The 12,682-nt window shown below is 73.0% G+C and carries 14 protein-coding genes; 8 read left to right on the forward strand and 6 right to left on the reverse strand.

Annotated elements, in window-relative coordinates:
- Positions 1-3 precede the first annotated feature (3 nt).
- Complete coding sequence (locus SOM08_RS03060; protein WP_181936464.1) at positions 4-1,344, reverse strand: MFS transporter; 1,341 nt, start codon at positions 1,342-1,344, stop codon at positions 4-6.
- A 201-nt stretch (positions 1,345-1,545) separates the two neighbouring features.
- On the opposite strand from SOM08_RS03060, the gene SOM08_RS03065 reads away from it, so the two are divergent.
- The 5 genes from SOM08_RS03065 (at position 1,546) to SOM08_RS03085 (ending at position 7,919) form a co-directional block, all read left to right on the forward strand.
- A complete protein-coding gene (locus SOM08_RS03065) occupies positions 1,546-3,591 on the forward strand; it encodes an AsmA family protein (RefSeq protein ID WP_322470023.1) in 2,046 nt (681 codons plus the stop codon).
- 101 nt (positions 3,592-3,692) lie between these two features.
- A complete protein-coding gene (locus SOM08_RS03070) occupies positions 3,693-4,616 on the forward strand; it encodes a LysR family transcriptional regulator (protein ID WP_322470024.1) in 924 nt (307 codons plus the stop codon).
- A 135-nt stretch (positions 4,617-4,751) separates the two neighbouring features.
- Complete coding sequence (locus SOM08_RS03075) at positions 4,752-5,744, forward strand: tripartite tricarboxylate transporter substrate binding protein (RefSeq protein WP_322470025.1); 993 nt, start codon at positions 4,752-4,754, stop codon at positions 5,742-5,744.
- Between the two features lie 13 nt (positions 5,745-5,757).
- Entirely contained in the window at positions 5,758-6,951 is a 1,194-nt protein-coding gene (locus SOM08_RS03080; RefSeq protein WP_116958717.1) for an aromatic ring-hydroxylating dioxygenase subunit alpha, read from the forward strand.
- Between the two features lie 8 nt (positions 6,952-6,959).
- Positions 6,960-7,919: a PDR/VanB family oxidoreductase gene (locus tag SOM08_RS03085; protein WP_116958718.1), complete on the forward strand. Its 960-nt coding sequence runs from the start codon at positions 6,960-6,962 to the stop codon at positions 7,917-7,919.
- 19 nt (positions 7,920-7,938) lie between these two features.
- Here the strand turns inward: SOM08_RS03085 and SOM08_RS03090 are convergent, their stop codons facing one another.
- From SOM08_RS03090 to atpE, 3 genes are all read right to left on the reverse strand, one after another.
- On the reverse strand, positions 7,939-8,421 hold the full coding sequence (locus SOM08_RS03090) for a hemerythrin domain-containing protein (RefSeq protein WP_116958719.1): 483 nt from the start codon (positions 8,419-8,421) through the stop codon (positions 7,939-7,941).
- A 100-nt stretch (positions 8,422-8,521) separates the two neighbouring features.
- A complete protein-coding gene (locus SOM08_RS03095) occupies positions 8,522-9,070 on the reverse strand; it encodes a hypothetical protein (RefSeq protein ID WP_322470026.1) in 549 nt (182 codons plus the stop codon).
- A 9-nt stretch (positions 9,071-9,079) separates the two neighbouring features.
- Positions 9,080-9,322, reverse strand: coding sequence for a F0F1 ATP synthase subunit C (gene atpE, locus SOM08_RS03100; protein ID WP_070400801.1), 243 nt, complete (start codon positions 9,320-9,322; stop codon positions 9,080-9,082).
- A gap of 263 nt (positions 9,323-9,585) precedes the next feature.
- Between atpE and SOM08_RS03105 the strand changes: the two genes are divergently transcribed.
- Entirely contained in the window at positions 9,586-9,912 is a 327-nt protein-coding gene (locus tag SOM08_RS03105; protein ID WP_070400802.1) for a hypothetical protein, read from the forward strand.
- A gap of 6 nt (positions 9,913-9,918) precedes the next feature.
- Here the strand turns inward: SOM08_RS03105 and SOM08_RS03110 are convergent, their stop codons facing one another.
- Positions 9,919-10,359, reverse strand: coding sequence for a PACE efflux transporter (locus SOM08_RS03110; RefSeq protein WP_070400803.1), 441 nt, complete (start codon positions 10,357-10,359; stop codon positions 9,919-9,921).
- Positions 10,360-10,480: 121 nt separating this feature from the next.
- Between SOM08_RS03110 and SOM08_RS03115 the strand changes: the two genes are divergently transcribed.
- A complete protein-coding gene (locus SOM08_RS03115) occupies positions 10,481-11,395 on the forward strand; it encodes a LysR family transcriptional regulator (protein WP_116958721.1) in 915 nt (304 codons plus the stop codon).
- Positions 11,396-11,468: 73 nt separating this feature from the next.
- Positions 11,469-11,672: a putative motility protein gene (locus tag SOM08_RS03120; RefSeq protein ID WP_147326207.1), complete on the forward strand. Its 204-nt coding sequence runs from the start codon at positions 11,469-11,471 to the stop codon at positions 11,670-11,672.
- A 16-nt stretch (positions 11,673-11,688) separates the two neighbouring features.
- Here SOM08_RS03120 and SOM08_RS03125 read toward each other — a convergent pair whose 3' ends face one another.
- The gene (locus tag SOM08_RS03125; RefSeq protein WP_322470027.1) at positions 11,689-12,681 is read right to left on the reverse strand and encodes a LysR substrate-binding domain-containing protein; all 993 of its coding nucleotides are present in this window, start codon (positions 12,679-12,681) and stop codon (positions 11,689-11,691) included.
- Between the last annotated feature and the right edge of the window lies 1 nt (position 12,682).

The following is a 12,682-nucleotide window of genomic DNA, read 5'->3' on the forward strand; positions in this document are numbered from 1 at the left end:
ATCTTATGCAGCCGAGGGCGTTTCCGGCTGTAACCGGTCTCGGTGCGCCAGCGCCGGGAATACCCGCCACCACACGGCCACCACCACCAGGGTGCCGATGCCGCCCAGCAGCACCGAGCCCACCGGCCCCAGCAGCGCCGCCGTCACGCCCGACTCGAACTCGCCGAGCTGGTTGCTCGCGCCGATGAACACCGCGTTCACCGCGCCCACGCGGCCGCGCATCTCGTCCGGGGTCTCGAGCTGCACCAGCGACTGTCGGATCACCACGCTGAACATGTCGGCCGCGCCGCCGACGGCCAGCGCCGCGAAGGCCGCCCAGAAGCTGGTGGCCAGCGCGAAGGCGATCATCGCGGCGCCGAACACCGCCACCGCGCCCAGCAGCCGGCGCCCTGCGCGGCGTGCAATGGGACAGCGCGCCAGGCACAGGCCCACCAGCACCGCGCCCAACGCCGGTGCCGAGCGCAGCAGCCCCAGGCCTTCGGGACCCGTGTGCAGCACGTCGCGCGCGAAGATGGGCAGCAGCGCCGTGGCGCCGCCCAGCAGCACGGCGAACAGGTCCAGCGACACGGCACCCAGCAGCACCGGTCGCCGCCAGATGAAGTGCAGGCCGGCCGTGAGCTGCGACAGGCCAGGCGCCGCGCGCGGTCCCGGCGCGGGCCGGTGGTGCATGCGCAGCACGCCCGCGATGGCCCCCATCAGCAGCAGCCACGACAGCGCGTACACGACCGCCGCGCCCCAGTGCGCGCCCAGGGCGCCGGCCTGGCCGGCCGCATCGGCGGCGGCCAGTGCCCGCGGGTCCATCCGCCGCGCCACCGTCGGTCCCAGGGCGTACAACGCGCCGCCCAGGGCGGGCCCGCCGATCACGGCGGCCTGCATGGTCGAGCTGGCGGCGGCCACCGCGCGTGGCAGCAGGCCCAGCGGCACCAGCGAGGGCAGCAGCGCCTGATGCGCGGGCATCTGCAAGGCTCGCGCCGCGCCCAGCAGAACGGACAGCAGCAGGATCACGTGCGGCCCCACCCAGCCCCCGGCGCTGGCCAGGGCCAGGCAGAAGGCGGCCAGGCATTGCAGGCCCAGGGCGCCGGCCAGCAGCAGGCGCCGGTCGTGCCGGTCCACCAGGTGGCCCGCGGGCAGGGTCAGCAGCAGCGCGGGCAGGAACTGCGCGAGCCCGACCAGGCCCAGGTACCAGGCGCTGGCGGTGAGGTCGTACATCTGCCAGCCCAGCGCCACCATCAGCATCTGGTTGGCGGCGCCGCCGGTCACGCGCGCGGCCAGCAGGCGCAGGTAGTCGCGCTGGTCGCGCAGCCGCGCTGGGACCGTGCCGGGCCGCGTGTCGGTAGGGCTCATGCGGCGAGTCTAGGCGGGTGGGCCACGCCGCCTCGGCGGCCGGGAACATGCCCACCCGGTTCACAGACCGATACAGCGGCCCGGGAACGCCGCTTGCCGCGCGGGCTTCCCACACCCATGGCAACGCCGTTCCACGTCCATCGCCGGGGCCCTGGCTTGTCGCGGGGCCGCCCGGTGCGCGCCCTGCGCGGGGGGGACTGAATGGCCCCGCGGCGGCGCACCTTCATGGGCCTGGGCCTGGCCGGCGCGGCGCTGGTGGCCGCGCTGGTGGTGGCCGAGCACCAGGGCTGGCCCTTTCTGCGCGAACCGGTGCAGCGCGCGGCCACGCGCGCCGCGGCGGTGCCGGTGCGGCTGGAGGGGCCGTTTCGCCTGCACCTGTTCGGGCGCCCACGCATCGAGGTGGGCCAGTTGAACCTCGCCTCGGCCGAGCGCTTCGGCGCGCCGCACCTGGTGGACGCGCGCGGCGTGCGCCTGTCCTGGCGCTGGGGTGATATCTGGCGCTGGTGGCGCGGCGATCGCCTGCGCCTGCAGGCCCTGAGCGCGGACGCGCTCGACGCCCGGCTGCGGCGCCTGGGCGATGGCAGCGCCAACTGGCAACTGGGCGCGCGCGAACCCCGGCCCGAGACCGAGCCCCTGGGCGGCCTGCCGCGCTTCGGCTCGCTGGTGATCGGCCAGGGCGAGGTCGATTGGAAGGACCCCATCGCCGACGTCGACATCGGCATCCGCCTGCGCGGCCGCGAGGGCGAGGCCGAGGCCGCGAACGCCGGCTACCAGGCCTCGTTCAGCGGTCGCTACCGCGCGCTGCCGCTGCGCCTGCAGGCCCACGCGGGCGGCACGCTGCCGCTGCTCAACGACCCCGAGGCCAAGCCCGACGCACCCTGGGTGCCGGTGCGCGTGGAGGGCATGGCGGGCGCGGCGCGCCTGCGGTTCGATGGCGAGGCCGCGGCGCTGCTGGGTCTGCCGCGCCTGCGGGGCGCGCTGGCCTTGAGCGGCCCCTCGCTGGCGGCGGTGGGCCGGCCGCTGGGCATCACACTGCCGCGCACGCCACCCTTCGAGCTGCGCGGCACGCTGTCGCAAGGCGACGGCGTGTGGCGGCTGCAGGCCGAACGCGCCCACATCGGCAGCAGCCGGCTCGCGGGTGATCTGCGGTTCCACCAGCGCGCCCAGCCGCGCCGCCTGACGGGCGAGCTGCAGGGACAGCGGCTCGCGCTCGCCGACCTCGGGCCGGCGATCGGTGCCGGGGGCGGTGCCGCCGCGCCCGCCCCCCAGGGCCCGCGCCGCGTGCTGCCGCAGCGCCGCTTCGACCTGCCGTCGCTGCAGGCCATGGACGCCGACGTGCGCGTGGCCATCGAATCGCTGGACTTCGGCACGCGGGCCATGGCGCCGCTGCGCGGGCTGCGCACCCGCGTGCGGCTGGCGCAGGGGGTGCTGAGGCTCGACGATCTGCGCGCCGAGGTGGCCGGCGGCCGCGTCGAGGGCATGACCCAGCTCGACGCCACGGTCAGGCCCGCGTCGTGGCGGGCGCGCATCGAGATGAGCGGCGTCGACGTCGCGGGCTGGCTGCGCGGCCTGCGCCGCGAGGGCGCGGCCGCGCCGAGCGCTGCCCGCGCCCTCAAACGGGAGCGCGAGCGGGCGCGCCAGGGCGGCGAACAGGGGCTGAAGTCCTACCTCACCGGCGTGCTGTCGGCGCGCCTGGACGTGACGGGGGCGGGCCAGTCCACGGCCGAGATCCTGGGCTCGCTCGACGGGCCCATCGACCTGCGCCTGCGCGACGGCACCATCTCCCACGTGGCCACCGAAGCCATGGGCCTGGACCTCGCCCAGGCCCTGGGCGTGGTGGTGGGCGGCGACCGCCCGCTGCCGCTGCGCTGCGCGCGTTTCGACCTGCGCGCGCGCGAGGGCGTGGTCGAGCCGCGGCTCGCGGTGCTCGACAACCGCGACAGCACGGTGCATGTCGCGGGCCGCGTGAACCTGCGCGACGAAAGCCTGGCGCTGCGCCTGGTCACGCAGCCCAAGGACTGGTCGCCGCTGTCGCTGCGCACGCCGGTCACGGTGGGCGGCACGCTGGGCCAGCCCCAGGTCGGCATCGAGGGCGGGCGCCTGGCGGGGCGCGTGGCCGGCGCGATCGCGCTGGGGGCCGCCGCCGGCCCGGTGGCGGCGGTGATCCCTTTCATCGAGCGCGGCCGCCAAGAGCAAGGCGACCCCTGCGAGCCGCCGGCGCCCGCCGCGCCCGCGAACAAGCGCTGAGCCGGTGGGCACCGGTGCGCGGTGGGTCCGCGGCCGTCCGTCAGAATCGGCCTGCGCGGCGCGTGCCCCAGGGGCCCGTGGCCGCCGCAGCAGGAGACCCCATGGACGACCCCTCGTACGCCGAGGTGCGCGGCATCGACGTGACGATGCTGCGCGCCTTCGACGCGCTGATCCGCGAGCGCAGCGTGTCGCGCGCCGCGGCGCGGCTCTTCCTGAGCCAGCCCGCCGTCAGCGCTTGCCTCAAGCGCCTGCGCGTGGCCTTCGGCGACGAGCTGTTCGTGCGCACCCAGTACGGCGTCGATCCCACGCCGCGCGCGCTCGCGCTGGCGCCTGGCGTGGAATCGGTGCTCTCGGATCTGCAGCGGCTCATGAGCCGCCACCAGCCCTTCGACCCCGCCGCGTCCGACCGCATCCTGCGCGTGGCCGGCAGCGACCACCTCTGCCGCACCCTCATGCCCGGCCTGTGCCAGACGCTGGGCGCGCTGGGCTCGCGCATGCGCGTGTCCTGGTCGCTGGCCGACTACAGCAAGACCGCCGAGGAACTGGCGCGCGGCGACATCGACCTGGCGCTGATCCCGCGCATCACGCAGGTGACCGGCGTGCAGACCTCCATCCTGTGCGAGGACTCCTACGTGGGCGTGGCGCGCCTGGGCCACCCGGTGCTGGCCAGCGGCCTCGACCTCGACGCCTTCTGCGCCTGGCGGCACGTGGTGCTGGGCCAATCGCGCTCGGTGTTGGACGACACCATCGACAGCCAGCTCGCGCGCCTGGACCGCCGCCGCGTGGTGCAGGCCGGCGTCAACTCCTTCAGCCAGATGGTGGACCTGCTGGCCGAGACCGACCTGATCGCCGTCTTCCCGCAGCGCGTGGCGCGCCGCTACCTGCATGCGCTGGGTTCGCGGCCGCTGCCGCTGGAGCTGCCCGACTACCGCCTGCACGCCTGCTGGCACAAGCGCAGCGAGGCGGACGAGGCCGTGGTCTGGCTGCGCGGGCAGGTGATCGAGGCCATCGAGCGCACGCTCTGACGGGCGCGCCGGCGGCGCGGCCGGGGGCAGCTATCAGCCCCACGCATATCTCATATCCAAACGTTTGCTTTGATCCGGCGCCCGCACCGGCCTATCGTGCGGCCCCGCATTGCACAACCCACGACGGAGACACGCATGAACCGACGCGACCTGGTGGCCCTCGGCCTGGCCTCGCCTTTCCTGGGCACGGCCCTGGCCCAGACAGCCCCCAGCTTTCCCAACCGCCACGTGCGCCTCATCGCCTTCGGCGAGCCCGGCGGCCCGCTGGACATCCTGGGCCGCGTGTTCGCCGAGCGCCTGTCCAAGGCCTGGGGCCAGCCGGTGGTGGTGGAGACCCGGCCCGGCGCGGGCGGCATGATCGCCGCCGACTTCGTCGCCAAGGCGCCGGCCGATGGGCACACCTTCCTGTTCACCATCACGCACACGCAGCTGGTGCTGCCCTTCCTGCAGAAAACGCCGTACGACCCGATCAAGGACTTCCAGCCCCTTACGCCGGTGGGCGTGGGCGGCCCGGTGCTGATGGTGCGCGCCGACTCGCCGGTGACCAATGTGCAGGAGTACGTGGCCTGGGCCAAGGCCAAGGGCCGCGCCACCTGCGCCACCTGGGGCCAGGGCACGGCCGCGCACCTCTACACCGAGCTGCTGCGCAAGCAGACCGGCGCGCCCATCGACCACGTGCCCTACAAGGGGCAGGCCGGCGCGCACATCGACCTGTTCGGCGGCGTCATCGACTCGGCATGGGCCAACCCCGCCACCGCCAAGGTGCACCTGCAGGGCGACAAGAACTCGGGAGGCAAGCCCAAGGTGCGGGTCATTGCCATCGCCGGCAGCCAGCGCAGCGGCACCCTGCCCGACGTGCCCACCTTCGTCGAGCAGGGCTTCAAGGGCGGCTTCGAGACCGAGAGCTGGTTCGGCTTCCTCGCGCCGGCGAAGACGCCGCGCCCGATCGTCGAGCAGATCGCCAGGGGCCTGCACGAGGCCGCCAGGACCGACGAGGTGCGCCAGCGCCTGGTCGACCTCGGCCTGACGCCACTCACGCAAAGCCCCGACGAGTTCGCCCAGTCGCAGCAGAAGGAAATGCCGCAATGGGAGGCGCTGATCCGCGCCGCCGGCATGCGCGCCAGCTGATCGCCCCCTACCCATGAACGCACGGACCATTCCCATCGTCCCCGACCAGGGCACCGCCTACGGCCGCCCGGCGCCCAGCCACAAGAAGGAACTCACCGAGGTGGGTCCGGGCACGCCCATGGGCGAGCTGCTGCGCCGGTACTGGCACCCCATCGGCCTGGCCGCCGACGCCACCGACACGCCGCGCCAGGTGCGCGTGCTCGGCGAAGACCTGATCCTCTTTCGCGACAAGCAGGGCCGCGCCGGCCTGGTCTACCCGCACTGCGCGCACCGCGGCACCTCGCTGCTGTACGGCAAGGTGGAAGAGAACGGCATCCGCTGCTGCTACCACGGCTGGCTGTTCTCGGCCGACGGCCGCTGCCTGGAGCAGCCCTGCGAGCCCGAGGGCGGCAAGTTCCGCGAGAAGGTGCGCCAGCCCTGGTACCCGGTGCAGGAACAGTACGGCCTGGTCTGGGCCTACATGGGCCCGCCCGAGAAGAAGCCCACGCTGCCGCGCTACGAGGCGCTGGAGAACCTCGATCCGGGCGAATTCCTGGAGGCCAACGACCGCAGCATCGGCGGCGGTGGGCCGCAGATCATCGACTGCAACTGGCTGCAGCACTACGAAAACCTGGTCGACCCCTTCCACGTGGTGGTGCTGCACTCGACCTTCAGCGGCACGCAGTTCGTCGAGCAGATGGCGCTCATGCCCCAGGTCAGCTGGGACAAGGTCGAGCTGGGCGTGCGAACCACCTCGGTGCGCCAGCTCGACGACGGCAAGACCTTCCGCCGCGTGAGCCAGGCCGCCATTCCGACGCTGCGCGTGATTCCCAGCCCGCGCCTGGGCAAGTTCGGCCGCGTCGAATCGCTCGGCTGGATCCTGCCCATCGACGACCACCATTTCCGCATCTACGTGGTGGGCCGCGTGAGCGAGGCCGGCGAGCTGGCCAAGATGCGCTCGCGCCAGAACGGCAAGCTGTGGGAGGAGCTCACCGAAGAAGAGCACCGCGCCTCGCCCGGCGACTACGAGGCCATGGTCAGCCAGGGCAAGATCGCCAGGCACTCCGAGGAGCACCTGGCCACCTCCGACCGCGGCATCGTGATGCTGCGCCGCTTCCTGCAGGGCCAGGTGGAGGCCGTGCAGCGCGGCGAAGACCCGGTGGGCGTGAGCTTCGACCCCGAGGCGCCGCCGGTGTTCTTCGACGCCGGCAACTTCCTGGAAGGCTGATCGCGGCGATGGGCCTGGATTTGGTGGTGAAGGTCGTGCGCAAGCGCGTGGAGGCCGAAGGCATCGTGCTGCTCGACCTGGAGGGCGACGGCGCCGCGCTGCCGGCCTTCACCGCCGGCGCGCACATCGACGTGAAGACGCCCTCGGGCGCGGTGCGGCAGTACTCGCTGTGCGGTCCGCCCGGCCAGCCCGGGCCCTACCAGATCGCCGTGCTGCGCGAGGCGTCGGGACGCGGCGGCTCGGCGTCAATGCACGACGCGCTGGCCGAAGGCGACCGGCTGGCGGTGTCCGCGCCGCGCAACCACTTCGCCTTGAGCGAGGCGCCGGGCGCCAGCCTGCTGTTCGCGGCGGGCATCGGCATCACCCCCCTGGTGGCCATGGCCGAAGCCTTGCACGCCCAGGGCCGCGAGTTCACGCTGCACTACTGCGCGCGCAGCGAGGCGCGCACCGCCTTCCTGCACCGCTTGCGCGAGCGGCCCTACGCCGGTCGCGTGCGCTTCCATTTCGATGGCGGCGAGGCCAGCCGGCAATTGGACATCGCCGCCGCGCTGGCCGCGGCGCCGGACGGCGCGCAGGTCTACGTCTGCGGCCCCCAGCCCTTCATCGCCGCCGTGCGGGACGGCGCGGCCCGGGCCGGCTGGCCCGCGGCGCGCGTGCACTTCGAACACTTCTCGGGCCTGGCCGCCGACACCAGCGGCGACGGCTCCTTCGACGTCGTGCTGTCGCGCAGCGGGCGCACGGTGCGCATCGCGCCCGACGTGTCCATCACGCAGGCGCTCGCGGCCGAGGGCGTGGCCATCGACACCTCCTGCGAGCAAGGCGTCTGCGGCACCTGCCTGATCCGTGTGCTCGAAGGCGAGGTGGACCACCGCGACCTCTACCTCACACCCGAGGAGCAGGCCTCGCACACGCAGATGCTGCCCTGCTGTTCGCGTGCGGCGTCGGCGCGGCTGGTGCTGGACCTGTAGGCGCGCCAGCGGCGCCGGCTCACGCCATTTCGGCGCCCATCAGCGCCTCCTTGCGCGATTGCAGCTCGTCCTTCATGGCCACCAGGTCCAGTTGGCGCGCCGCGCGCGCCTTGGGAAATATCTGGCCACGCTCTTCCTTGACGTGGTGATCGATGTGCTCGCCCAGCACCTTGACCTTGGCGTCGAACATTTCGTCGACCTCGTCCATGGACTCGAGCTGGGCGATCAGTTCCTTGGCGCTGGCGTGCTCCACCTCGGCCTCGGCCAGGGGGGTGGTGTCCCTGAGGGCGGCGCGCAGCGCGGGGTAGAAGACCTCTTCCTCAAGGGTCGCGTGCACCGTGAGCTCGTGGCAGATCTCGCGCGCGAGATCGAGCTTGCGCTGGGCGATGCCGCGTGCGCTGGAGTGGGCGATCTCCTCGTACGCCTTGAACAGCTTCTTGACCGCCTTGTGGTCGGCGTCGAGCAGGGTGCAGGCATCGGATGCGTGGCGGGTGGTGGGCATGAAGGACTCCTTGTATCGAGGGTGGGCCGGCCGCGTGGTACCCGGCCGGCTGGCAGGCAAATGGCGTTCCCAGGCCGCGCCCGCGCCCGCGCCGCGCGAGCTAGCGGGGCGGCCGCATGCCCAATGCGTACAGGGTGTCGATCAGCGTGCGCAGCATCCAGGCGGCGAGGCGCTCCAGCCAGCCGCCCGTGACGGCCTCGCCCGGTCGCGGCGACGGCGGGCGCACGCGGGCCTCGCGCGCGCCATAGCCCAGGGCCTGCACCGCCGCGCGCTCGGCCGCGTTCGGGGTGTGGCCCGGGCCGTGCACCAGTTCCAGCCGGCGCACGCCCCGCGCGTGCAGGGCCTGCATCAGCGCTACCAGCGCCGCCCGCTCGGGCCGCCAGAACACGGCCTCGCGCGCGTGGCGGCGGGCGTCAAGCACGATCACCACCTCGTCGCTCGGCGACACATGCGGCAGGCCGGCGCGCCAGCCATCGCCGTCCACCACCGCATGGCCCAGGCCGCGCGGCAGGTGCGCGAAGGCGCGTGTGCAGAGCACGGTCACCGGCACCGCGTCCACCCGGCCCAGCCGCTCGCGCAGCACCGCGGCGCCGGCGCGGCCGACGGCGCCGATCACGAGCACGCGGTGCTGGGTGGGGGAGGGACGCATCGCCGGCGTTCAGGTGGGGAAGGGCGCCGCCAGCGCGAACCACACGCCCAGCGCCACCGAGATGATGAAGGCGCCGTCGAGCAGGCCCGCGAGCAGGAAGACCTTGGGTTGCAGGGCTTCCATCATCTCCGGTTGCCGTGCCGAGGCTTCGAGGTAGCGGCTGGCCATGAGGCCGATGCCGACGCACGAACCGAGCGCGCCCAGGCCAATCATGTGGCCGACGGCGAGGGGAAGTTGGGAGAGGTCCGACATGGGGGGCTCCTTGTGGTGTAGGGCCCCACTGTGCCGGTCGGCGTGCATCGAATCCATGACCTTGCAGGTCAAGGCGGACTGGACGCCTCTTGCAGCAGCCCGTCGCGGAAGCTGGCCAGCGGCGGCAGCTGGCGCTTGTCCTGCACGCGGCGGGCCAGGGCGCGGCGGCGCCGCCACAGATCAGTGGCTTAGGTCCTACAGATGGGCGACAGTGAGGGGCTTCCCGGGGGTGCGCCGCGGCGACCCAATGCTCTAATTTCTTCATGTTGAAGAAAGCGTGGTTTCGTTTCGGCCTGAGCCGCGCCCTCGGCGAACTGGGCATTCCGTCGAACACGGTGCCCTCGCACCTGCGCCAGGCGGTCATCGACCTGGGCCTGAGCGAAGGCTTCAACCCACGCGAGGCCGCGCTCATCATCTACTTCCGCACCCCGGCCATGCGCCTGCTCGAGGCGCAGCGGGCGCAGACCACCATCGCGGCCTGGCAGACCAGCCAGGCCGTGCGCCAGGGCTACTTCGGGCGCGCGGTGCGCCAGGAATTCCCGCTGCCCGAAGTCTCGGGCGTGCGGGAGAGCCTGTTCCAGGATTCCTGAGCCGGCTCAGCCGCCCGGGGCCGGCTGCGGCGCGGCCGAGGCCGGCAGGCCGAACACGCGGTCGAAGCCCAGGTTGAACACGTAGGTGTAGACCAGGAAAAACACGATCAGGCCCAGGTCCAGCACGAAGGCCTGCCACAGCGACACGCCCAGCCACCAGGCGAACAGCGGCACCAGCATGAGCACCAGGCCGGCCTCGAATCCCAGGGCGTGCGCGATGCGGCGCGCCACGCCGCGCCCCTTGGTGGCCTGGCGCGCTTCCCAGCGCTCGAACAGGGTGTTGTAGGCCAGGTTCCAGACCACGGCGATGGCCGAGGCCGCGACCGCCGCCACGCTGGCGTGGCCCAGGCCGCTGTCGGACAGCAGGGCCAGGCCGGCGCTGGAGGCGGCGATGGCGAACAGCTCGTAGAGGGAAACGTAGACGATCTTGCGTCGAATGCCTTGCATGGTACGAAATCCTTGGGGGAGGCCCCCGGCGGATGGGCGGGGGCGATGGGGGCACTGTATGCGCGCATTTCTGAAGGGAAAAGTCAGATAATTTCAGAAAATATGATAGATCGAGGCGGCCATGGCCTTCACCAGCGACAACCTGCGCACCTTCCTGGCGGTGTTGGACACCGGCTCCTTCTCGGCCGCCGCGCGCCAGCTGGGCCGCGTGCCCTCGGCGGTGAGCATGGCCATCGCGCAGTTGGAGGCCGAGCTGGACCTGGTGCTGTTCGACCGCAGCGCGCGCGAGCCCCGGCCCACCGACGTGGCGCGCGCGCTGGAGCCGCAGGCGCGCCAGATCGCCAGCCAGCTGCGCCGCCTGGGCGCGCAGGCCCAGGCCCTGCACCAGGGGCTGGAGCGCCAGCTCACCATCGCCATTGCGCCCGAGCTGCTGTCGGCGCCCTGGAGCCGGTCACTGGCGGTGCTGGCCGAAGAATTTCCGGCGCTGCTGGTGGAGGTGCTGTCGGCGCCGCAGGCCGACGCCTTGCGCATGTTGCACGCCGGCGAGGCGCAGCTGGCCCTGGTGTTCGAGCGCCCGGGCAGCGACGAGCGCGAGGGCTTCCAGGAGTTGGGCACCGAGCTGTTCGTGGCCGTCATCGCCGCCGACCACCCCGAGGCCCAGGCGCGACAGGGCGCGCTGCAGCTCAACGACCTGATCGAGATCCGCCAGATCGCCGTGGCCAGCCGCGACCCGCGCGGGCGCGACCCGCGCATGCTGCTGTCGCGCCACCTCTGGCGCACCGACAGCCACCTGGCCACCCTGAGCCTGGTGCAGGCCGGCCTGGGCTGGGCCTACCTGCCGCGTCGCCTCATCGAGCCGCTGGTGGCGGCGGGCGGGCTCACCGAAATCCGCTTCGGCAACATCAGCAACCAGCTGCGCCTGTGGGTGGACGTGGTGTGGAACGCGGAGCGGCCGCTGGGCTTGGGGGCGCAGCGGTTCATCGAGCTGATGCGGCAGGCGACGCGGGAGGCGGGGGAGGGCCCTGGCCTGGGCTGAAGCGGGCGCGCGGTTCAAGAACGGGATCGACCGACCGATACCAGGAGCAAGGCATACCGCAACAGGAGTTCCCGTGGACGTTTCACCCGCCGCCATGGTCCAGGCCGTCGTGGCCAACCAGCAGGCCGACGTGGCCCAGAAGGTGCAGCTTGCGATGCTGCGCAAGTCCATGGACATGCAGGGCAGCGCCGCGCTGGCGCTGCTGCAAGGCGTCACCGGCGCGCTGCCCCTGGCCACGTCGGGCAGCGTCGGCACGCAGGTGAACGTGCTGGCCTGAGCTCGCGCCGCGGTCTTCAGGTCTTCGCCGCGCCGGGCCTCCCGGCCGCGAGCGCCACCTCCGCCACGGTCTCGCGCAGCCAGGTGTGCGCGGCGTCGTGGTCGTGTCGGCTGTGCCAGACCGCGCGCGTGGTGGCCACGGCGGACGGGTAGGGCGGCTGGCGCATCACGAGGCCGCTGTCGCCGCGCGTGAGAGCGCGCGCCAGCGAGGCCGGCACGATGGACAGCATGTCGCTGTCGCGCAGCAGCGCAGGGATCGCGAGCGAATGCGGCACGGTCACGCGCACGCGCGGCTGCACGCCTTGCCCGCCCAGCGCCTCGTGCAGCGCGCCGCGATCGAACATCTCCGACTGGCGCGCCAGCCCGCGCTCCAGAATGAAGCCATCCACCGCGCCTTCCTCCTGCCCACCCACCGAGATGGTGACCAGCGGGTGGCGCGCGAGGACCGTCAGCGTGAGCCGGCCGCGCGACGCCGGGTGGTTCTTGCGCATCAGGATCGCCTCGCCCTGCGACAGCAGCGTGCGCGCGCTCATGCGCGGTGGCACCTGCGAGAAGATGCCGATCGCGAGATCAATGCGGCCGAGGTCGATCTGCTCGGCCAGATCCAGCCGCGTGGACGGGCGGATGACCAGGTCCACGCCCGGCGCGGCGCGCTGCAGCTTGCGCGCCAGCGGCGCTACCAGAACGGCGGTGACGTGGTCGTTGGCCGCGATGACGAACTGGCGCTGCGAGCCGCGCGGCGAGAACGGCGCCACGTCCAGCGTCGATTCGATGCGGCGCAGCGCGTCGCGCAGCGCGGGCGCCATGCGCAGCGCGCCGCCGGTGGGCACCATGCCGCGCCCGGTGCGAACGAACAACTCGTCGCCCACCACCTCGCGCAGGCGCGACAGCGCGTGGCTCACGGCCGACTGGCTCAGGTGCAGCCGGCGCCCCGCGAGCACCAGGTTGCGTTCTTCGAAGACCGCGTCGAAGACCTTCAGCAGATTGAGGTCCACCTTGCCGATGCTCATG

Source organism: Hydrogenophaga sp. SNF1 (assembly GCF_034421675.1).
In the GTDB taxonomy this organism is placed as follows: Bacteria; Pseudomonadota; Gammaproteobacteria; order Burkholderiales; family Burkholderiaceae_C; genus Hydrogenophaga; species Hydrogenophaga borbori.

Excerpts from the sequence above, each read along its gene's own strand:
- SOM08_RS03060 (WP_181936464.1), bottom strand. The coding sequence starts at position 1,344 with ATGAGCCCTACCGACACGCGGCCCGGCACGGTCCCAGCGCGGCTGCGC.
- SOM08_RS03065 (WP_322470023.1), top strand. The coding sequence starts at position 1,546 with ATGGCCCCGCGGCGGCGCACCTTCATGGGCCTGGGCCTGGCCGGCGCG.
- SOM08_RS03070 (WP_322470024.1), top strand. The coding sequence starts at position 3,693 with ATGGACGACCCCTCGTACGCCGAGGTGCGCGGCATCGACGTGACGATG.
- SOM08_RS03075 (WP_322470025.1), top strand. The coding sequence starts at position 4,752 with ATGAACCGACGCGACCTGGTGGCCCTCGGCCTGGCCTCGCCTTTCCTG.
- SOM08_RS03080 (WP_116958717.1), top strand. The coding sequence starts at position 5,758 with ATGAACGCACGGACCATTCCCATCGTCCCCGACCAGGGCACCGCCTAC.
- SOM08_RS03085 (WP_116958718.1), top strand. The coding sequence starts at position 6,960 with ATGGGCCTGGATTTGGTGGTGAAGGTCGTGCGCAAGCGCGTGGAGGCC.
- SOM08_RS03090 (WP_116958719.1), bottom strand. The coding sequence starts at position 8,421 with ATGCCCACCACCCGCCACGCATCCGATGCCTGCACCCTGCTCGACGCC.
- SOM08_RS03095 (WP_322470026.1), bottom strand. The coding sequence starts at position 9,070 with ATGCGTCCCTCCCCCACCCAGCACCGCGTGCTCGTGATCGGCGCCGTC.
- atpE (WP_070400801.1), bottom strand. The coding sequence starts at position 9,322 with ATGTCGGACCTCTCCCAACTTCCCCTCGCCGTCGGCCACATGATTGGC.
- SOM08_RS03105 (WP_070400802.1), top strand. The coding sequence starts at position 9,586 with ATGTTGAAGAAAGCGTGGTTTCGTTTCGGCCTGAGCCGCGCCCTCGGC.
- SOM08_RS03110 (WP_070400803.1), bottom strand. The coding sequence starts at position 10,359 with ATGCAAGGCATTCGACGCAAGATCGTCTACGTTTCCCTCTACGAGCTG.
- SOM08_RS03115 (WP_116958721.1), top strand. The coding sequence starts at position 10,481 with ATGGCCTTCACCAGCGACAACCTGCGCACCTTCCTGGCGGTGTTGGAC.
- SOM08_RS03125 (WP_322470027.1), bottom strand. The coding sequence starts at position 12,681 with ATGAGCATCGGCAAGGTGGACCTCAATCTGCTGAAGGTCTTCGACGCG.